We start from the raw sequence: 23,005 nt of genomic DNA, 5'->3' as shown, positions 1-23,005 counted from the left end.
AGTGGACGCCGCGCGGCACCGCGCTGGTCACCGGTGGCACGGGTGCGATCGGCGGGCATGTGGCGCGCTGGCTGGCCCGTGAGGGCGCCGAGCACGTCGTACTGACGAGCCGTCGCGGTCTCGACGCTCCGGGCGCCGGTGAACTGAAGGCGGAATTGGAGGAGTTGGGGGCCGCGGTCACGGTCGCGGCGTGCGACATCGCCGACCGTGCGGCGGTCGCGGGGCTCCTGCAGGAACTGGCCGCCGACGGGCACCGGATCCGCTCCGTCTTCCACGCCGCCGGTGTGAGCCCGGCGCACATGGTCGCGGACATGTCCGCCGCCGACATCGCGGAGGTGTTCGGTGCGAAGACGGCGGGCGCCGCGCATCTAGATGAGCTGGTGGCTGGAGAGGACCTGGACGCTTTCGTCCTCTTCTCGTCCAACTCCGGTGTGTGGGGTGGCGGTGGCCAGGGTGCGTACGCGGCTGCCAACGCCTACCTCGACGCCCTCGCGCAGCAGCGCAGGGCCCGCGGCCTGACCGCGACTTCGGTCGCCTGGGGCGCTTGGGGCGGCAGCGGCATGGCGTCGGCCGAGGAGGCCGAGGAGCACCTGCGGCGCCGTGGTGTGACGGCGATGGCGCCGGAGCGTGCGGTGGCCGCGCTGGCTCAGGCGATCGCGTACGACGAGACGTTCCTGGCCGTCGCGGACGTGGACTGGGAGCGCTTCGCGCCCTCCTTCACCTCGCTGCGGCCGAGCCCCTTCATGGGCGACCTGCCGGAGGTGCGGCGTGCGCTCGCCGAGCCCGAGGCGACGGCCGATTCGGCCACGCACGGCTCCGGTGCGGGCTCGGAGTGGGCCGAGCGCCTCGCGGGCCTGGCCGAGCGGGAGCAGGAGCGGCTGCTGCTCGACCTGGTGCGGGGCCAGGCGGCCTCGGTCCTCGGCTACGCGGGCGCGGAAGCGATCGAGGCCGGGCGTGCCTTCCGTGAGCTGGGCTTCGACTCGCTCACGGCGGTCGAGGTACGCAACCGGCTCGCCGCCACGACCGGCCTGAAGCTGCCCACCACCCTCGTCTTCGACTACCCGACCTCAGCCGTCCTCGCGGGCTACCTGCGGGCACATCTGGTCGGCGACGATGCGAAGCCGACGGCGACGAGGGGCACGGCCGTGGTACCGGCCGGACGGGCGGCGGGCGCCGAGGCCGACGACCCGATCGTCATCGTGTCGATGAGCTGCCGCTACCCCGGCGGCGCCACCAGCCCCGACGCCCTGTGGCGGCTGGTCGCCGACGGTACGGACGCTATTTCCGGCTTCCCCGACGACCGCGGCTGGGGCCCCGACACCAGCTCCGCCGACGGCACGAGCTTCGCCGCGCAGGGCGGATTCCTCTACGACGTCTCCGAGTTCGACGCCGCCCTGTTCGGCATCTCGCCGCGCGAGGCCCTGGCCATGGACCCGCAGCAGCGGCTCCTCCTGGAGACCTCCTGGGAACTCTTCGAACGCGCGGGCATCGCGCCGTCGAGCCTGCACGGCAGCAGCACCGGGGTCTTCGTCGGTGCCTGCTCCCAGGGCTGGGCGGCGGGCCTGGCACACGCGCCGGAAGGCGTCGAGGGTTACCTCATGACCGGCGACGCCACCAGCGTCATCTCCGGCCGCCTCTCGTACAGCTTCGGTCTCGAAGGCCCGGCGGTGACGGTCGACACGGCGTGCTCGTCGTCCCTCGTGGCCCTGCACCTGGCGGCGCAGGCGCTGCGCCAGGGCGAGTGCGACATGGCCCTCGCGGGCGGCGTGACCGTGATGGTCAGCCCCGCTGCCTTCCTTGAGTTCAGCCGTCAGCGTGGCCTGGCCGCCGACGGCCGCTGCAAGCCCTTCGCGGAGGCCGCCGACGGCACCGGCTGGGGCGAGGGCGTCGGCCTGCTCCTCCTTGAGCGGTTGTCGGATGCCCGCCGCAATGGCCACGAGGTGCTTGCGGTCGTACGGGGTTCCGCGGTGAACCAGGACGGGGCGAGCAACGGGCTCACGGCCCCGAACGGGCCGTCCCAACAGCGGGTGATCCGGGCCGCGTTGGCGAACGCGGGTCTGGCGGCCGGTGACGTGGATGCCGTCGAGGCGCACGGCACGGGCACCACCCTCGGAGACCCCATCGAGGCCCAGGCGCTCCTCGCGACGTACGGACAGGAACGGCCCGAGGACCGCCCGCTGTGGCTTGGGTCCATCAAGTCCAACATCGGTCACACCCAGTCCGCCGCCGGTGTCGCCGGTGTCATCAAGATGGTGATGGCGATGCGGGAGGGTGTCCTGCCGCGGTCCCTGCACGTGGACGAGCCGAGCACCCACGTCGACTGGTCCGCCGGCGCCGTCGAACTCCTCGCGGAGGCGCACGACTGGCCCGACGCCACGCGGCCGCGTCGTGCGGGTGTGTCGTCGTTCGGTGTCAGCGGGACGAACGCCCACGTGATCGTCGAGCAGGCTCCGGTGGCGGAAGCAACCGAGCTCGCCAAAACGGACGTTCCAGCCGGCGCGCTTCCATGGTTGGTGTCGGGCCGGAGCGCGGACGCCTTGCGCGCACAGGCCGACCGCCTGCGCGAGCACCTGGTGACACACGCCGACGCCGACCCGGTGAATATGGGCTGGTCGCTGTTGTCGGGCCGGTCGCCGCTCGAACATCGTGCTGTTGTTCTGGGTCGGGGGTCAGGGCAGTTCCTGTCCGGGTTGGAGGCGTTGGCTTCCGGTAGTGGTTCGGGTGTGGTGTCGGGGTCGGTGGTTGAGGGTCGTCTCGGTGTGGTCTTCACTGGTCAGGGCAGTCAGCGGCTTGGTATGGGCCGTGAGTTGTACGAGGCGTTCGCAGTGTTCGCAGATGCGTTGGACGAGGTGTGCGCGCACTTGGACGGGCACCTGGACCGGCCGCTGAAGGATGTGGTGTTCGGTGGGGATGCCGGGTTGTTGGAGCAGACGGGGTATGCGCAGCCCGCGTTGTTCGCCGTCGAGGTTGCGCTGTATCGCCTGGCCGAGTCCTTGGGGGTACGTCCCGAGATCGTCGGTGGTCATTCGATCGGTGAGCTGACGGCTGCGTATGTGGCCGGGCTGTGGTCGTTGGAGGATGCGGCCCAACTGGTGGCCGCCCGTGGCCAGTTGATGCAGTCGCTGCCTGAGGGTGGCGCGATGCTGGCCGTGCAGGCGGCCGAGGCCGATGTGCTGCCGCTGCTGGAGGGCATGGAAGACCGGGCCGGTGTGGCGGCCGTGAACGGCCCCGCCCAGGTGGTCCTCTCTGGTGAGCGGGAGGCTCTGGAGGGCCTGGAGCAGACGTTCCGGGGCGAAGGACGCAAGGTGCGGTGGCTGAAGGTGTCCCATGCCTTCCACTCGCCGTTGATGGACCCGGTGCTCGACGAGTTCCGGCGTGTGGCGGAGGGCCTGACGTATCAGAGCCCGGCGCTGTCGGTCGTGTCGAACCTGACCGGGCAGCTCGCCGCTGCCGACGAGTTGAAGGACCCCGATTACTGGGTCCGGCATATCCGGGAGGCCGTGCGCTTCCACGACGGTCTGACCACTCTTACCGCCCAAGGTGTGTCGACCCTGTTGGAGCTGGGCCCTGACTCCGTCCTGACCGCGATGGCGCACGACACCGTTACCGACCCGGCTGCGCAGGCGGGCCTGGTCGCCGCGCTGCGCAAGGACCGGCCGGAAGCGGACGCCTTCCTGACCGCTCTTGCCAAGGCGTACGTGCGCGGGATCGAGGTCGACTGGGCGCCGCTGTACGCCCCGGTCGAGTCCCGACGCCGCGTGGACCTGCCCACGTACGCCTTCCAGCGGAGCCGCTACTGGCCCCGTGCGGCGTCCGGGCCGGCCGGTGCGGTCGGCGACATGTCGGCCACGGGGCTCGCCTCCGCCGAACATCCCTTGCTGGGCGCGGCCGTGCCGCTGGCGGACACGGACGGATACTTGTTCACGGGCCGTTTGTCGGTGGCCACGCATCCGTGGCTGGCCGATCACGCGGTGGCGGGGCGGGTGCTGCTTCCGGGTACGGCGTTCGTGGAGCTGGCGATACGCGCCGGTGACGAGGTCGGCTGCGGGGTCCTTGAGGAGCTGACGCTGGCCGCTCCCCTCGTGCTGCCCGAGCGTGGCGCCGTACAGCTGCAACTCGGCGTCGGGGCGGCGGACGAGGACGGACGGCGGAGCGTCGCCCTGCACTCCCGCGAAGAGCGCGAAGAGCGCGGCGACTACGCGGGCGACGGCGTCTGGACCGCCCACGCGAGCGGTGTGCTCTCCGACGGGACGCCGACGGCGGACTTCAGCCTCGCCGAATGGCCGCCGCGCGACGCCGCAGAGGTCGATGTCGAGGGCCTGTACCGGCACTTGACGGAGCTCGGCTTCGCCTATGGCGAGGCGTTCCAGGGGCTGCGCGGCGCCTGGCGGCGTGGCGACGAGGTGTTCGCCGAGGTCGCCCTGCCTGAGGAGCAGTACGAGAACGCGCAGTCGTTCCGACTGCACCCCGCACTCCTTGACGCGGCCCTGCACGTGCTCGGCCTCGGCGTACTCCGCGGCGACGCGTCGGCCGAGGACGGCGCGGCCGACGGCGCACGGCTGCCGTTCGCCTGGAGCGGCGTCTCGCTGCACGCGACCGGTGCTTCCGCCCTGCGGGTCCGGCTGGCGCCGGCGGGCAACGGCGCCGTATCGCTCACCGTCGCGGACGGACTCGGCGAACCCGTGGCCACCGTGGACTCGCTGGTCTTCCGGCCGGTCGAGGTGGACCGGCTCAGGAGCGGCGACCTCGGCGACTCGATGTTCCACGTCGAGTGGCGGCGGCAGTCCGTGGATGCGGCTGTCGACCCGGTGCCGTTCGCGGTGCTGGGTGCGGCGGTGGAAGCCGGGGAGGAGGCTCCGGCCGTGGTGGTGTGGCCGGCCGATCGTTCCTCGGGCGCCGACGGTGCGGGACTTGCTCGTCCGGAGGCCGTTTCCACGGTGTTGGCCGAGGCACTGGCCGTGGTGCAGGGGTGGTTGGCCGACGAGCGGTTCGCGGACGCGCGGCTAGCCGTGGTGACGCGGGGTGCGGTTGCGGTCGGCGCGGGTGCGACGTCGCCGGATCCCGCCGCTGCGGCCGTGGCGGGTCTGGTGCGGTCGGCGCAGTCGGAGCACCCGGGCCGGTTCGTGCTCGTGGACGTCGCAGCGGGCTCGGATGTGGCCGGGGTGGCTGATTCGGACCTCGCCGCGGCGTTGGCGTCGGGTGAGCCCGAGGTGGCGGTGCGGGACGGTGCGGTGTGGGTACCGCGCCTGTCACGTGTGGCCGCCGCCGTGTCCGATGAGGGTGAGGGGCCGTGGGGTTCGGGCACGGTCCTGGTGACGGGTGCGTTCGGTGGTCTGGGGCGTGTGGTGGTGCGGCACTTGGCCGTGCGGCACGGTGTACGTGATCTGCTCCTCGTGTCGCGTCGCGGCCTTGAGGCCACCGGTGCGGCCGAACTCCAGGCGGAACTTGCCGAGTTGGGTGCCAAGGTGACCGTGGCCGCGTGTGATGTGGCCGACCGTGAGGCTCTGGCCGGGCTCCTCGATGAGGAGGGCGCGGAGCTGTCGGCGGTGGTGCATGTGGCGGGTGTTCTGGACGACGGTGTGGTCACTTCGCTTACGCCGGAGCGTTTGGCGAGGGTGCTGCGTCCGAAGGTGGACGCGGCGCTGAACCTGCATGAGCTGACCGTCGGCCTGGGCCTGTCCGCGTTCGTCCTGTTCTCCTCCGCCTCTGGCGTCTTCGGTGGCCCGGGTCAGGCGAATTATGCGGCGGCGAACGCCTACTTGGACGCACTGGCCGTACACCGCCGTGCTCAGGGCCTCCCGGCGACCTCGTTGGCCTGGGGGCTGTGGGCCGCGCAGGACAGTGACATGACCGGCGCCCTCGCCGACGCCGACCTCCAGCGCATGGCACGCGGCGGCGTCGCGGCCCTGTCCACGGAGGAGGGCCTGGCCCTGCTGGACGCCGCAGTCACCGCCGCGAACCTGACGGCGCCCGACGCGCCCGCGGCCCTCGTCCCCGTACGCCTGGACACCGAGACGCTGCGGGCCGGCGCGGGTGCCGGGGGCACGGACACCGACGCGGTCCCGGCACTGCTGCGCGGCCTGGTGCGCACGCCCTTGCGGCGCTCCGCCGCCGGTACCGCCACGGCGGCATCAGCAGTGTCGTCCGAGACGGCCCTGCTCGCACAGCTCTCGGGCCTCGACTCGGCGGAGCGCGACAAGGTGCTCACCGAACTGGTCTGCACCCACGTGGCGGCCGTCCTCGGCTACGAGTCCGCGGCGGCCGTGGAGGCCCACCGCGCGTTCAGGGAGCTCGGCTTCGACTCGCTCACCGCCGTCGAACTGCGCAACGCCGTGAACGGCGCCACCGGTCTGCGGCTGCCTGCCACCCTGATCTTCGACTACCCCAACCCGGCCGCCCTCGCCGCGCACCTGGCCACGGCCCTGCCGCTGGGCGAAGGACCGGGCGGAGGCGGACTCTCCGCGCTCGACGAACTCGACCGCCTGGAGTCGTCGTTGCTGGCGATGGAGACCGACAGTATCGCCCACTCGAAGATCACCATCCGGCTCCAGACCCTGATGTCGCGCTGGAGCGCACCGCAGGGCCACGGAGCGGGCGGCACCAGCCCGGCGGACGACGACCTGGACCTGGACCTGGACTCGGTCTCGGACGAGGACCTCTTCAACGCGCTCGACGACGAACTCGGACTCGACTGACGTGACCGCACTCCCTGAACTGCCCGAAGTGAACCGCACGACCAGTGCCGCCGACGCGGCCTTTATCAACACCACGAGGAGCTGACGACCAGATGTCGAACGAGGAGAAGCTTCGGGATTACCTCAAGCGGACGACATCCGACTTGCGTCAAGCTCGTCGCCGTCTGCGCGAGGTGGAGGAGCGCAGCCAGGAGCCCATCGCCATCGTGTCGATGAGCTGCCGCTACCCCGGCGGGGTCCGCACCCCGGAGGAGCTGTGGCGGCTCGTCGCCGACGGCACCGACGCCCTCACCCCGTTCCCCACGGACCGCGGCTGGGACGCGGACGCGCTCGCCGACCCGGGCCCCGACCGGGCCGGCGCCGCGTACGCCCGCGTGGGCGGATTCCTGCACGAGGCCGACCGGTTCGACGCCCAGTTCTTCGGCATCTCGCCCCGCGAGGCGCTGGCCACCGACCCGCAGCAGCGGCTGCTCCTGGAGACCTCCTGGGAGCTGTTCGAGCGTGCGGGCATCGACCCGGCCTCGCTGCGCGGCAGCGCCACCGGCGTCTTCGCGGGCGTCATGTACCACGACTACGCCTCCCGGCTGCACTCGGTGCCGGAGGACGTCGAGGGCTACCTCGGCACCGGCGCCTCCAGCAGCATCGTCTCCGGCCGCATCGCCTACACCTTCGGCCTCGAAGGCCCTGCCGTCACCATCGACACGGCCTGCTCGTCGTCGCTGGTCGCCCTGCACCTGGCCGTGCAGGCGCTGCGGCAGGGCGAGTGCTCGCTCGCGCTCGCGGGCGGCGTGACCGTGATGTTCACGCCGGGCACCTTCGTCGACTTCAGCAAGCAGCGCGGCCTTGCCTCCGACGGCCGCTGCAAGCCGTACGCGGACGCGGCGGACGGCACCGGCTGGGGCGAGGGCGCGGGCCTGCTGCTCCTGGAGCGGCTGTCCGACGCGCGCCGCAACGGCCACGAGGTCCTCGCGGTCGTACGCGGCTCGGCCGTCAACCAGGACGGCGCCAGCAACGGCCTGACCGCACCCAACGGCCCCTCCCAGCAGCGCGTCATCCTTCAGGCCCTCGCCAACGCCCACCTGGCCCCCGAGCAAATCGACGCCGTGGAGGGCCACGGCACGGGCACCACCCTCGGCGACCCCATCGAGGCCCAGGCCCTCATCGCCACCTACGGCCAGGACCGGCCCGCCGACCGGCCGCTGTGGCTGGGCTCCGTCAAGTCCAACCTCGGACACACGCAGGCCGCCGCCGGTGTCGCGGGCGTCATGAAGATGGTCATGGCGATGCGGGAAGGCATCCTGCCGCAGACGCTGCACGTCGACGAGCCGAGCACGCACGTCGACTGGTCCGTCGGCGCCGTCGAACTGCTGACCGAGGCACGCGAATGGCCCGAACGCGAGGAGGGCGTGCCGCGTCGCGCCGGTGTGTCGTCGTTCGGTGTCAGCGGCACGAACGCCCACGTAATCGTGGAGCAGGTGCCGGTGGAGGATGCAACTGCTGCCGCTAAGACGGACGTTCTGTCCAGCACGCTTCCCTGGTTGGTGTCGGCCCGCAGCGCCGAGGCGCTGCGCGCGCAGGCCGGGAAGCTGCGGGAGCACGTGGCGGGGAGCGACGGCCTCGACTACGTCGACGCGGGCTGGACCCTGCTGTCGGCCCGCGCGTTGCACGAGCACCGCGCGGTCGTCTTCGGCCGGGACCGGGAAGAGTTTTTGACCGGCCTTGAGGCGCTGGCGTCGGACGGGCCCGGAGTCGTCTCGGGCGCGGTCGCCGAGGGCCGCCTCGGGGTCGTCTTCACCGGCCAGGGCAGTCAACGCGTCGGCATGGGAAGGGAGTTGTACGAGACGTTCCCCGTCTTCGCCACCGCGCTGGACGAGGTGTGTGCACACCTGGATGGGCACCTGGACCGGCCTCTGAAGGACGTGGTGTTCGGTGCGGATGCCGGGTTGTTGGAGCAGACGGGGTATGCGCAGCCCGCGCTGTTCGCCGTAGAGGTTGCGCTGTATCGCCTTGCCGAGTCGTTCGGGTTGCGGCCGGCGCTTGTCGGTGGTCATTCGATCGGTGAGCTGACGGCTGCGTATGTGGCCGGGCTGTGGTCGTTGGAGGATGCGGCCCAACTGGTGGCCGCGCGCGGGCGGTTGATGCAGTCGCTGCCTGAGGGTGGCACGATGCTGGCGGTGCAGGCGGCGGAGGCCGATGTGCTGCCGCTGCTGGAGGGCATGGAAGACCGGGCCGGTGTGGCCGCTGTCAACGGCCCCTCGCAGGTGGTGCTTTCCGGTGACCGCGTGGTTCTGGAGGGCCTGGAGGAGGCACTCCGCAGCCAGGGCCGTAAGGTGCGGTGGCTGAAGGTGTCCCATGCCTTCCACTCGCCGCTCATGGACCCGGTCCTGGACGACTTCCGCGAGATCGCGCGGGGCCTGACCTATCAGGACCTGAAGCTGCCGGTCGTCTCCAACGTGACTGGTGAACTGGCCGAGTCGGCCCAACTCAAGGACCCCGAGTACTGGGTCCGTCACGTCCGTGAGGCGGTCCGTTTCCACGACGGTCTGACCACTCTTACCGCCCAAGGCGTTTCGACGCTGCTTGAGTTGGGCCCGGACTCCGTCCTCACGGCGATGGCGCACGACACCCTCACCGACCCGGTCACGCAGACGGGCCTCATCTCCGCCCTGCGCAAGGACCGCCCGGAAACCGACACCTTCCTCACCGCCCTCGCCAAGGCCCACGTGCGCGGCGTCGAGGTCGACTGGACCCCGTTGTACGCCCCCGTCGAGTCCCGCCGCCGCGTGGACCTCCCCACGTACGCCTTCCAGCACCAGCGCTACTGGCTGCACGCCGCTGCCCTGACCGGTGACGTCACCTCGGCAGGGCTCGCCGCCGCCGACCACCCGCTGCTCGGCGCGGCCGTCCAGGTCGCCGGGAGCGACACGCGCCTGTTCGCCGGCCTGCTGTCGACCGACGCCCACCCCTGGCTCGCCGATCACGTGGTCGCAGGCAGGACGCTGCTGCCCGGTACGGCCTTCGTCGAACTGGCCGTGCGCGCCGGTGACGAGGTCGGCTGCGACCTGCTCGAAGAGCTGATCCTTGAAGCCCCGCTTGTCCTGCCAGAGGACGGCACCGGCGTACAGCTCCAGCTGTGGGTGGAGGAGCCGGACGACACCGGACGGCGCACCTTCACCCTGCACTCGCGGCCCCAGAACGACGTCCCCGACGAGCCGTGGATCCGCCACGCGGCTGGAGTCCTCGCCACCGCCGACCCGTCCTCCGGCCCCGCCCGGCCGACGGGCGCCGACGCGGACTTCGCACAGTGGCCGCCCACCGGCGCCGTCGCCATGGAGACCGAGGATCTCTACGCGGGCTTCGCCGCCGCGGGTCTCGGCTACGGCCCGGCCTTCCAGGGCGTGCGAGCGGCCTGGCGCCGCGGCGACGACGTCTTCGCGGAGGTCGCGCTGCCCGACGACCAGCGCGCCGACGCCGCCGAGTACGGCCTGCACCCCGCGCTTCTCGACGCGAGCCTCCACGGCATCGTCTTGACCGCCATCGGCCAGGACGGGGCCGAGGCGGGGGCACGGCTGCCGTTCTCCTGGACCGGTGTGTCGCTGTACGCGACCGGCGCGCCGGAACTGCGCGTCCGCCTGACGCCCGCCGCCTCCGGCGCGGTGTCCCTCAGCATCGCCGACACTTCCGGCGAGCCGGTCGCCACGGTCGACTCGCTCGTCCTGCGCGCCCTTGCCACCGGTGAACTGGACGCCGCCTCCGACGACGACTCGTTGTTCCGCGTGGATTGGAGCGTGGTGTCCGCGCCTGCTCCCGTGTCGGGGGCCTGCGCTGTCCTGGGTAGGGATGCGTTGGGGCTGCGTGGGGCGTTGGAGAGCGCCGGGATGACTGTGGCGGCGTATGGGGATGTGGCTGAGCTGGCTGCGGCGGTCGATGGTGGGGCTGTTGTACCGGAGTCCGTGTTTGTGACGTGCGTCGGTGGGTCTCGTGGCGTGGACACGGCTGGGTCCGTGCGTGCGTCTTTGTCCGAGACGTTGGGTGTGGTGGGGGAGTGGCTGGCGTTCGGGGGTGGTGGTGGTTCGCGGTTGGTGGTGGTGACGTGTGGTGCTGTGGGTGTGGGTTCCGGTGATGTGGTGTCGGCGGTGGGTTTGGTGGATGCGCCGGTGTGGGGTTTGGTGCGTTCGGCGCAGTCGGAGAATCCGGGGCGGCTGGTGTTGGCGGACGTCGATGGTTCGGCGGCGGCTCTGGCTGTGTTGCCCGGGGTGCTTGGCCTCGATGAGGCACAGGTGGCGGTGCGTGGGGATGTGGTGTGGGTTCCGCGATTGATGCGGGTGGGTGCTGGTGGCGGGGTGCTTGCGGTTCCGGCGGGCGGGGCCTGGCAGTTGGGGGTGAGGGGCCGGGGCACGTTGGAGGATCTGGCGTTGCTGCCGGTGGCCGAGGGTGCCGGGGTGTTTGGCGGCAGGCCGTTGGACGTGGGCGAGGTGCGTGTCTGTGTTCGTGCCGCGGGTGTCAACTTCCGTGATCCGTTGATTGCTTTGGGTGTGTATCCGGGTGAGGCGGTGATGGGTACCGAGGGCGCTGGTGTTGTGGTCGAGGTCGGTGCCGGGGTGACTGGTCTGGTTGTCGGTGACCGGGTGTTCGGGTTGTTGGAGGGTGCGTTCGGGCCGTTGGCGGTGGCGGATGCGCGGTTGGTGGCGCGGATGCCGGAGGGCTGGTCGTTCGCGCAGGCTGCGTCGGTGCCGACGGTGTTTCTGACGGCGTATTACGCGTTGCGGGACTTGGCGGGTCTTGGGGCGGGTGAGTCGGTGCTGGTGCATGCGGCCGCGGGTGGTGTGGGTATGGCTGCGGTGCAGTTGGCCCGGCATTTTGGTGCGGAGGTGTTTGGGACTGCGAGTGGTGGGAAGTGGGGTGTGCTGCGGGAGTTGGGGGTCGAGGATTCTCGTATTGCGTCGTCCCGGACGCTGGACTTTGAGGCGTCGGTCCTTGAGGGGACCGGGGGCCGGGGGGTGGATGTCGTACTGAACTCTCTGGCGCGGGAGTTCGTGGACGCGTCGTTGCGGTTGCTGCCGCGTGGCGGGCGTTTCGTGGAGATGGGCAAGACCGACCTCCGCGACCCCGCAGCCGTGGCCGGCGCCCACGAGGGCGTGGAGTACCGGAGCTTCGACCTCGCTGAGCTGTCGCCCGACCGCATTCGGGAGATGCTGGTGGAGGTGCTGGCCCTGTTCGAGCAGGGTGTGCTGGAGCTGTTGCCGGTGCGGGCGTGGGATGTGCGGCGGGCGCCGGAGGCGTTCCGGTATCTGAGTCAGGCGCGGCATGTGGGCAAGGTGGTGCTGACGCTGCCGCCGTCCTTCGATGGGCGGGGGACTGTCATGGTGACGGGTGCGCTGGGTGGGCTGGGGCGGGTTGTGGCCCGGCATCTGGCGGGCCGGCACGGTGTGCGGGATCTGTTGCTGGTGTCGCGGAGGGGTGAGGGTACGCCGGGTGCGGGTGAGGTGCGCGCGGAGCTGGAGGGGTTGGGTGCGAGGGTGACGATCGCGGCGTGTGATGTCGCTGACCGTGACGCGCTGGCCTTGCTGGTGGATGAGGTGCGTGCTGATCTGACCGCCGTGGTGCATGTTGCGGGTGTGGTCGATGACGGTGTGGTGACCGCGTTGACGCCTGGGCGTCTGGATGCGGTGCTGCGGCCGAAGGTGGATGCGGCGGTGAATCTGCACGAGCTGACGGCCGGTCTGGATCTGTCGGCGTTCGTGCTGTTCTCCTCGGCGGCTGGTGTGCTGGGCAGTGCGGGGCAGGCCAACTACGCGGCGGCCAATGCTTTCCTGGACGCGCTGGCTCAGTACCGTCGTGCCCAGGGCCTGTCCGCGACCTCATTGGCGTGGGGTCTGTGGGCGGATCAGGGTGGCATGGCCGGAGCCTTGGCCGAGGGGGACATCGACCGCATGAACCGTGCCGGCGTGGCTGCCCTGTCGGCCGACGAAGGCCTGGCTCTGCTGGACACCTGCCTCGCCCAGCCCGACGGTGCCCTCGTCCCGATGAAGCTCGACACCGAAACGCTGCGCAAGCAGTTCGGCGCCGACATACCCCCGCTCTTCCGGAGCCTCATACGAGGCGGAGCACGCACCCGTCGCGTCGTCGAATCCGGCCCCGCCGCGGCCGGCACCTCCTTCGCCGGCCAACTGGCCGCCCTGGCCCCCGAGCACCGCGAACGCGCCCTCCTAGACCTCGTCCGAGCCCAGATCGCCGCCGTACTCGGCTACGCCTCCGGCGAGGATGTGGCACCCACGAAGGCGTTCAAGGAACTGGGCTTCGACTCCCTCACCTCCGTCGAACTCCGCAACCGCCTCAACGCCGCCACCGAGACACGGCTGCCCGCCGGGCTCGTCTTCGACTACCCGACTCCGAAGGCCCTCGCCCACTACCTGGGCACCGAAATCCTCGGCGACCTGGCGGACACGGCAGCAGACAACAGGCCTCAGGCCACCGCGGCCGCTGCCCAGGACGAGCCCATCGCCATCGTCGCGATGAGCTGCCGCTTCCCCGGCGGCGTCCACACACCCGAGGACCTGTGGCGGCTGCTCACCGACGGCGAAGAGGCCATCACCGAGTTCCCGGAGGGCCGGGGCTGGGACACCGCATCCCTTTACGACCCCGACCCCGACCGCGTCGGCACGAGCTACGCCCGCGAGGGCGGCTTCCTGCACGACGCGGGCGAGTTCGACGCCGCGTTCTTCGGTATCTCCCCGCGCGAGGCGCTCGCGATGGACCCACAGCAGCGGCTCCTCCTGGAAACCTCCTGGGAGGCGTTCGAGCGCGCCGGAATCGACCCGGCGACGCTGCACGGCAGCCCCACGGGCGTCTTCGCCGGTCTGATCTACCACGAGTACGGATCCCAGCTCAGTAGCGTCCCCGAGGGCCTCGGGGGCTACCTTGGCACCGGCAGCTCCGGCGCCATCGCCTCGGGCCGCATCTCGTACTCCCTCGGTCTCGAAGGCCCGGCGGTGACCGTCGACACGGCGTGCTCGTCGTCGCTGGTCGCCCTGCACCTGGCGGCGCAGTCCCTGCGCAACGGCGAGTGCACCCTCGCACTCACGGGCGGTGTGACCGTGATGCCCACGGCGGGCACCTTCGTGGAGTTCAGCCGCCAGCGCGGCCTCGCGGCGGACGGCCGCTGCAAGCCCTTCGCGGCCGCCGCCGACGGCACGAGCTGGGGCGAGGGCGTCGGCATGCTGGTCCTGGAGCGGCTGTCCGACGCCCGCCGCAACGGCCACCAGGTCCTGGCCGTCGTACGCGGCTCCGCGATCAACCAGGACGGCGCGAGCAACGGCCTGACCGCACCCAACGGCCCCTCCCAGCAGCGCGTCATCCGCGCCGCCCTCGCCAACGCCCGCCTCACGCCCACGGACGTGGACGCGGTCGAGGCGCACGGCACGGGCACCCCCCTGGGCGACCCCATCGAGGCCCAGGCCCTCATCGCCACGTACGGCAAGCAGCGCCGAGCCGACCGGCCGCTGCTGCTCGGCTCGGTGAAGTCCAACATCGGACACACGCAGGCCGCCGCCGGTGTCGCCGGTGTCATCAAGATGGTCATGGCGATGCGCCATGGCGTACTGCCGCGCACGCTGAACGTGGACGCGCCGACCCCCGAGGTCGACTGGTCGGCGGGCACCGTGGAACTCCTGGCGGAGTCCCGCACCTGGCCCGAGCGGGACGGCGGTGCGCCGCGTCGCGCGGGTGTGTCGTCGTTCGGTGTGAGCGGGACGAATGCGCACGTGATCCTGGAGCAGGGCCTGCCGGCCGAGGAGGCGGAGTCCGCCGAGCCGGAGCCGGCCGGGACGGACGGGGCGGGCACGTCGTCGCAGTCGCGAGTGGTGGCGGGCGTCGTCCCGCTGGCGCTCTCGGCGAAGAACGAGGACGCGCTGCGCGACCAGGCCACACGCCTGCGCGCCCACCTCGTCGCGCACGCCGACGTCGAACTGGCGGATGTGGCCTGGTCGTTGACAGCGACGCGCTCGCGCTTCGAGCACCGGGGCGTCGTACTCGGCCGCGACCGCGACGCGCTGCTCGCCGGGCTCGAATCGCTGGCGAGGGATGAGGCGGCCGCGCAGAACGTGGTCACGGGTCACACCCAAGGCGGCACGGTCCGTCCGGTGTTCGTGTTTCCGGGGCAGGGTTCGCAGTGGGCGGGGATGGCGCGTGAACTGCTGGACTCCAGCCCGGTGTTCGCGGACCGCATGCGCGAGTGCGCGGAAGCCCTGTCCGAGTATGTGGAGTGGGACCTGTTTGAGGAGTTGTGCGGGGACCGGTTTGACCGGGTGGATGTGGTTCAGCCGGTGTTGTTTGCGGTGATGGTGTCGCTGGCGGCGGTGTGGCAGGCGGGGGGTGTGAAGCCGTCGGCTGTGGTGGGTCACAGTCAGGGTGAGATCGCTGCGGCGTGTGTGGCTGGTGTGCTGTCTCTGCGGGATGCTGCTCGCGTTGTGGCGCTGCGGAGTGTCGCCATTCGTGAGTTGTCGGGCAGGGGCGGGATGGTGTCCGTGCCGCTGCCCGAGCAGGAGGTGCGCGAGCTGATCACCGCGTGGGGTGAGCGCGTTTCTGTGGCGGCTGTCAACGGTCCTGCCCAGATCGTGGTGTCCGGTGAGGCGGAGGCCCTGGGGGAACTGGTCGCGCAGTGCGTCGCGAACGACATCCGTGCGCGCACCATCCCCGTCGACTACGCCTCGCACTCCTTCTACGTGGAGCAGATCGAGCAGCAGATCGCGGAGGTGTTGGACGGGGTCGCCCCGCAGGCTGCCGACATACCGCTGTACTCGACGCTCACGGGGGAGTGGCTGGACGCCAATACCCCGATGGATGCGGGTTATTGGTACCGCAATCTGCGTCAGACGGTTCTCTTCGAGCATGCCACGCGGGGGCTTCTGGCCGAGGGGCATGGGCTGTTCCTGGAGATGAGCCCGCACCCGGTCCTCACCGTCCCGGTGCAGGCCACCATCGACGCCACCGAGAGCCAGGCCGTCACGCTGGGCTCCCTCCGGCGTGACGAGGGCGGCGCCGAGCGCCTGCTGGCGTCAATGGCCGAAGCCCACGTGCACGGCGCCGAACTCGACTGGAAGGCCCTCTTCCCCGGCGCGGGCACCACCGTCGACCTCCCCACCTACCCCTTCCAGCGCCAGCACTACTGGCTTCTCTCGCCGGAGCAGGAGGCGGGCGCGCCAGGCGTCGAGCCCACCCTCGCGGTGGACGAGGTGGAGGCCCGTTTCTGGGAGGCCGTGGAGCGCGAGGACCTGGCGGAGTTGGCTGCCGAGCTGGAGGTGGCGGACGGTTCCGCCGCCGCCGAACTGGGCGCCGTGCTGCCCGTCCTGTCGTCGTGGCGGCGGCAGCGGCGCGAGCGGTCGACTCTCGACAGCTGGCGCTACCGGGTCACCTGGAAGCCGCTGGCCAGTGGCGCTCTTCCCGGTCCGGTTCTGACCGGGCGTTGGCTGGTCGTCGTTCCCGAGGAGGCGGCCGCCCACGCGTGGGTGGCGGGTGTCACGGACGCGCTGACGCAGGCCGGGGCGACCCTCGCCGAAGTCCGCGTCAGCGGCGCCGAGTTGACGCGCGAGACCCTGGCCGAACGCCTGGCTGAGTACGCTTCGGGCGCTCACGACGCTTCCGACGCCTCCGACGCCTCCGGCGAGGCCGAGCGGATCGCCGGAGTGGTCTCGCTGCTGGCCCTCGCCGAGCAGCCGCACCCCGCACACCCGGTCCTGCCGGCAGGCCTCGCGGGCACCGTCGCCCTCGTACAGGCTCTCGGCGACACCGAGATCGACGCGCGCCTGTGGGCCGTCTCCTCCGGAGCCGTCTCCACCGGACGCAACGACCGGGTGGCGAGCCCCGCCCAGGCGCAGACCTGGGGCCTGGGACGGGTCGTGGCCCTGGAACACCCCGAGCGCTGGGGCGGTCTCGTCGACCTGCCGCAGACCCCCGACACCCGCACCGCGGCCCGGCTCGCCGGGATCCTCGCAGGCGTAGGCGCCGAGGACCAGCTCGCCGTGCGCGGCTCCGGAGTCTTCGTACGCCGCCTCGTGCGGGCGGAGTCCAGCACCCCCGCCGGCCCCGCGAAGGGGAGCACCTCCGAATCCGCCGCCACCCCGTGGACTCCCCGCGGCACCGTCCTGATCACCGGCGGCACCGGCGCCCTCGGCCCCCACCTGGCGCGCTGGCTGGCCCGCGAGGGCGCCGAGCACCTCGTCCTGACGAGCCGCCGCGGCCCGGACGCCCCCGGGGCTGCCGAACTCCGCGCAGAACTGGAGGAGTTGGGCGTTCAAGTCACCATCGCGTCCTGCGACGTCGCCGACCGCGAAGCCGTATCCGCGCTCCTCGAAGGGCTCGCCGCCGACGGGCACACGCTGCGCGCCGTCATCCACGCCGCCGCCCTCATCGAGCTCGCCCCCCTCGTCACCACCACGCTCGGTGACTTCGCCGAGATCGTCGCGGCGAAGGTCGCGGGCGCGGTCGTCCTGGACGAGCTCCTGACCGAGACCGGACTCGACGCGGATCTCGACGCGTTCGTGCTGTTCTCCTCCATCGCCGGCGTCTGGGGCAGCGGCGACCACGCCGCGTACGCAGCCGCCAACGCCCACCTCGACGCCCTCGCCGAGCACCGCAGGGCGCGCGGCCTGACCGCCACCTCGATCGCCTGGGGTGTGTGGAACGTCGTCAACCCCCACGAGAGCGGCAGCGCACCGGTCGACGTCGACCCGGAGCAACTGCGCCGCCAGGGGCTGCCGTTCCTCGACCCGGACCTCGCGTTCGCAGGCATGCGCAAGACCCTGGACGACGACGAGACGTTCCTGGCCCTGGCCGACGTGGACTGGGACCAGTTCGTGCCGGTGTTCACCTCGCGCCGCGCCCGCCCGCTACTCGCCGACCTGCCCGACGCCCAGCGCGTGCTGGCCGCCGACGAGGACGGTGCCGCCGGTGAAGGGGCCGACGCGGGTGCCGGGAAGGCCTCGACCAAGGCGTCCGCGCTGCGCGAGCGCCTCACCGGCCTCGCCGAGCCCGAGCGGGACCGCGTCCTGGTCGATCTCGTGCTCATGCACGCGGCGGCCGTGCTCGGCTACGAGTCCGCGCAGGCCCTCGACCCCGAGCGAGCCTTCCGCGAGTTCGGCTTCGACTCGCTCACTGCCGTCGACCTGCGCAACCGGCTCGGCGCCGCCACCGGTCTGAAGCTGCCCACCACGGTCGTCTTCGACCACCCCAACGGCACCGCCCTGGCCGCGTATCTGCGCACCCAGGTCCTCGGCGCCGACACTGCCGTCGCCCGCCCCACGGCCGCCCCCGTCGCGGCGGCCACCGACGAGCCGATCGCCATCGTCGCGATGAGCTGCCGCTACCCCGGCGGCATCAGCACTCCCGAGCGGATGTGGCAGGTCCTCAAGGACCGCGCCGACGTCGTCGGCGGCTACCCGGCGGGCCGCGGCTGGGACACCGCCCACCTCTACGACCCGGACCCGGAGACCCCCGGCACCACCACGACCAGGGGCGGCGGCTTCCTGCACGACGCGGGCCACTTCGACCCGGCCTTCTTCGGCATCTCGCCCCGCGAGGCCCTGGCCATGGATCCGCAGCAGCGCCTCCTCCTGGAGACGTCCTGGGAGGCCTTCGAGCGCGCCGGCGTGGACCCCCGTTCCGTACGAGGCGAGGCCGCCGGAGTGTTCGTCGGCACCAACTACCAGGACTACGGCACGGGTCCCGGCCAGGTCACCGCGGGCGCCGAAGGCCACATCCTCACCGGCAGCGCGCCCAGCGTCATCTCCGGGCGCATCGCCTACACCTTCGGCCTCGAAGGCCCGGCGGTGACGGTCGACACGGCGTGCTCGTCGTCGCTCGTGGCCATGCACCTGGCCGCACAGGCCCTGCGCAACGGTGAGTGCTCGCTCGCTCTCGCGGGCGGTGTCGCCGTGATGTCGTCGCCGGGCGCGCTGATCGCCTTCAGTCAGCAGCGCGGCCTCGCGGCCGACGGCCGCTGCAAGGCGTTCGCCGCCGGCGCCGACGGCATGGGCATGGCCGAGGGCGTCGGCATGGTGCTCCTGGAGCGCCTGTCCGACGCGCGCCGCAACGGTCACCGCGTGCTCGCGGTCGTACGCGGCTCCGCGATCAACCAGGACGGCGCGAGCAACGGCCTCACCGCCCCGAACGGTCCCTCCCAGCAGCGCGTCATCCGCGCCGCCCTCGCCAACGCGCGCCTGACCGCGGCCGATGTGGACGCGGTCGAGGCCCACGGCACGGGCACGACGCTCGGTGACCCGATCGAGGCGCAGGCCCTGCTCGCCACGTACGGGCAGGAGCGGCCGGAGACCGGCGAGCCGCTGTGGCTCGGCTCCATCAAGTCGAACATCGGGCACAGCCAGGCCGCCTCCGGCGTGGCGGGCGTGATGAAGATGGTCCTCGCCATGCACCACGGCGTACTGCCCCAGACCCTGCACATCGACGAGCCGACCCCCGAGGTCGACTGGACCGAAGGGGCCGTCGAACTCCTCACTGAGGCCCGCGACTGGCCCGAGCGCGAGAACGGTGGACCCCGCCGCGCAGGCGTCTCCTCCTTCGGCATGAGCGGCACGAACGCGCACGTGATCCTGGAGCAGGTGCCGTCGGCGGAGGAGCCCGACCCCGCTGTGGCCGCCGGGGACGCCGGGGATGCCGCTCCGTCGGTGGTGGCGGGTGTCGTCCCGCTGGCCCTCTCCGCGAAGACCGAGAGCGCCCTGCGGGAGCAGGCCGCCCGGCTCCGGGAGCACGTGCTGGCGCACGGAGAACTTCAACTCGACGATGTCGCCTGGTCATTGGCGACGACGCGGTCGAGGTTCGAGCACCGGGGCGTCGTCCTCGGGCGGGACCGGGGCGAACTCCTCGCCGGGCTCGAAGGGCTCGCGCAGGACGACGCGGCGGCCACTCACGTGGTGACCGGCCGCGCGCAGGGTGGCGTGGTCCGTCCGGTGTTCGTGTTTCCGGGGCAGGGTTCGCAGTGGGCGGGGATGGCGCGTGAGCTGCTGGCGGAGTCCCCGGTGTTCGGGGAACGCATGCGGGAGTGCGCGGACGCTCTGTCCGAGTTTGTCGAGTGGGACCTGTTTGAGGAGTTGTGCGGGGACCGGTTTGACCGGGTGGATGTGGTCCAGCCGGTGTTGTTTGCGGTGATGGTGTCGCTGGCTGCGGTGTGGCAGGCGGGGGGTGTGAAGCCTGCGGCTGTGGTGGGTCACAGTCAGGGGGAGATCGCTGCGGCGTGTGTGGCGGGTGTGCTGTCGCTGCGGGATGCCGCTCGCGTCGTGGCGCTGCGGAGTGTCGCCATTCGTGAGTTGTCGGGCAGGGGCGGGATGGTGTCCGTGCCGCTGCCGGAGCAGGACGTGCGCGAGCTGATCACCGCGTGGGGTGAGCGCGTTTCTGTGGCGGCTGTCAACGGTCCTGCCCAGATCGTGGTGTCCGGTGAGGCCGAGGCCCTGGGGGAACTGGTCGCGCAGTGCGTCGCGAACGACATCCGTGCGCGCACCATCCCCGTCGACTACGCCTCGCACTCCTTCTACGTGGAGCAGATCGAGACGCAGATCGGCGAGGCGTTGGACGGGGTCGCCCCGCAGAACGCCGACATCCCGCTGTACTCGACCCTGACGGGTGCCTGGCTGGACGCCAACACTGCGATGGATGCGGGTTATTGGTACCGCAATCTGCGTCAGACGGTCCTGTTTGAGCATGCCACGCGTGGGCTTCTGGCCGAGGGGCATGGGCTGTTCCTGGAGATGAGCCCGCACCCGGTCCTCACCGTCCCGGTGCAGGCGACGATCGACGCGACCGAGAGCCCGGCTGTCACGCTCGGCTCCCTCCGGCGTGACGAAGGCGGCGCCGAGCGTCTGCTGGCGTCGATGGCCGAAGCCCACGTACACGGCGCGGAGTTGGACTGGAGCGCCCTGTTCCCCGGCGCCCGCACCCCCGTCGACCTCCCCACCTACCCCTTCCAGCGCCAGCACTACTGGCTGCTCGCCGCCCCGCAGGAGGAGCAGGGTGAGGGCTTGCCGCTCGCCACGGACGAGGTCGAGTCGCGGTTCTGGGACGCCGTGGAGCGCGAGGATCTGGAGCAGCTGGCCACCGAGCTCGCCGTGGCGGACGGTCCCGCCGCGGAGCTGGGCGCAGTCCTTCCGGTCCTGTCGTCGTGGCGCAAGCAGCGGCGCCAGCGGTCGACGCTCGACAGCTGGCGCTACCAGGTGGCCTGGCAGCCCCTGGCGGGTGCTCTGCCTGTCACCCGCCTGACCGGGCGCTGGCTCGTCGTACTCCTGGAGAACGCGGCGAATAACCCGTGGGTGACGGACGTGCGTGAAGCGCTGGCAGCGGCCGGTGCGGATGTTGTCGAACTGTCTGTCTCATCAGGGGAGTTGACCCGAGGAGCACTGGCCGAACGGTTGCGGGAGGCGGGCGAGGCGGGACTCGCCGGAGTCGTCTCACTGCTCAGCCTCGACGAATCCGAGCAAGAGGCCCACGACGCGCACAACGCACACCACGCCCCCGACGCTCACGGGGTCGTTTCGGCCGGGCTCATCGGCACCGTCGCCCTCGTGCAGGCCCTCGGTGACGCCGGGATCGGCGCCCGTCTGTGGGCCGTCACGCGTGGCGCTGTCGCCACCGACCGCGTCGACCAGCCGGCCCGACCCGCCCAGGCGCAGGTCTGGGGCCTCGGCCGGGTCGTGGCCCTGGAGTTCCCGGACCGGTGGGGCGGTCTCGTCGACCTGCCCGCGAACCCCGACGGCCGGGCGGCGTCCCAGCTCCCCGGGATCCTCGCGGGAGCCGGGGTCGCCGGATCCGTCGGGGACGAAGACCAGCTCGCCGTGCGCCAGGCGGGCGTGCTCGTGCGGCGGTTCGTACGGGCTCCCGTCGGCGCGGGCGCGACACGGGAGTGGGCACCGCGCGGCACCGCGCTGATCACCGGCGGCACGGGCGCGATCGGCGGGCACGTCGCCCGCTGGCTGGCCCGCGAGGGCGCCGAGCACCTGGTTCTCACCAGCCGCCGCGGTCTCGACGCACCCGGCGCCGTCGAACTCCAGGCGGAACTGGAGGAGTTGGGCACCAAGGTGACCATCGCGGCCTGCGACGTCGCCGACCGCGACGCCGTCGCGGGACTGCTCGGCCGCCTCACCGAGGACGGGCACACCCTGCGCTCCGTCTTCCACGCGGCGGGCGTCGGCCAGGGCCAGCCCCTGGACGCCATGACGGCCGCAGACGTCGCCGAGGTCCTGGAGGCGAAGGTCGCGGGCGCCGAACACCTCGACGCGCTCCTCGGCTCCGGGGCGGCCCTCGACGCGTTCGTGCTGTTCTCGTCCAACGCGGGCGTGTGGGGCAGCGGCAGCCAGGGCGCGTACGCCGCGGCCAACGCCCACCTCGACGCACTCGCCGAGCAGCGCCGGGCGCGCGGCCTCACCGCCACCTCCGTGGCCTGGGGCCTGTGGGCCGGGGGCGGCATGGCCGGGGAGGACGGCGAGGAGCAGTTCCGCCGCCGCGGGCTGCGGCCGATGGCACCCGGCCTCGCGGTCGCCGCGCTCGCCCAGGCGGTGGCGTACGACGAGACGTTCCTCGCCGTCGCCGACCTCGACTGGAAGCGGTTCGCGCCCGCCTTCACCTCGGCCCGCACGAGCCCGTTCATCGGGGACCTCCCCGAAGTGCGCCGGTACGTGGAGTCCGTGGCCGTCGAACCTGCGGCCGACGCGGGCACCGGCTCCGACGCGGCCGACGAGGTGCGCGCCCGTCTGGCGCCGCTCACCGAGCCCGAGCGCGAGGTGATCCTGCTCGACATCGTGCGCTCGCACGCGGCCGCCGTGCTGGGCTACACCGGCGCGGAGTCCATCGACGCCCACCTGGCCTTCAGGGAGCTCGGCTTCGACTCCCTGACGGCCGTGGAGGTCCGCAACCGCCTGAACAAGGCCACGGGGCTGCGGCTGCCCGCCACCCTCGTGTTCGACCACCCGACGTCCGTCGCCCTGGCTCAGTACCTGCGTACCGAGCTCCTCCAGGACGACGCCGACGGAGTGGACTCCACCCTGCGGGAACTGGACCGCCTGGAGGCGGGCCTCGGTTCCATCACGCCCGATGACAGCTCCCGCATGCGCATCACCATGCGCCTGGAGGCGCTGATGTCGAAGTGGAAGGGCGCGGAGGTGGAGGAGCCCGCCGAGGGCGAGGCGGTCTCCTCGCTGCTTGAGTCGGCTTCGGCCGATGAGGTCTTCGACTTCATCGACAAAGAACTCGGCATGTCCTGAATCAGTCCGACCGGGCCGACGACGCGCGGCCCGGTCGGCCCGACCGGT

General features: G+C 72.0%; 2 protein-coding genes. Both read left to right on the top strand.

Translation table 11 applies throughout. The annotated features are described in order from the left end of the window. The coding region (locus ACFYNP_RS36630) for a type I polyketide synthase (RefSeq protein WP_388791613.1) at positions 1 to 6,695 on the top strand (6,695 nt) is incomplete at its 5' end. A 92-nt stretch (positions 6,696 to 6,787) separates the two neighbouring features. Then, complete coding sequence (locus ACFYNP_RS36625) at positions 6,788 to 22,957, top strand: type I polyketide synthase (protein ID WP_388791611.1); 16,170 nt, start codon at positions 6,788 to 6,790, stop codon at positions 22,955 to 22,957. The last annotated feature ends 48 nt before the right edge of the window (positions 22,958 to 23,005 follow it).

Origin of the sequence: Streptomyces sp. NPDC006691 (assembly GCF_042869955.1) — a bacterium.
GTDB lineage: Bacteria > Actinomycetota > Actinomycetes > Streptomycetales > Streptomycetaceae > Streptomyces.
Note: the sequence above shows the minus strand (reverse complement) of the source record. Positions and strands in the feature narration are given on the sequence as shown.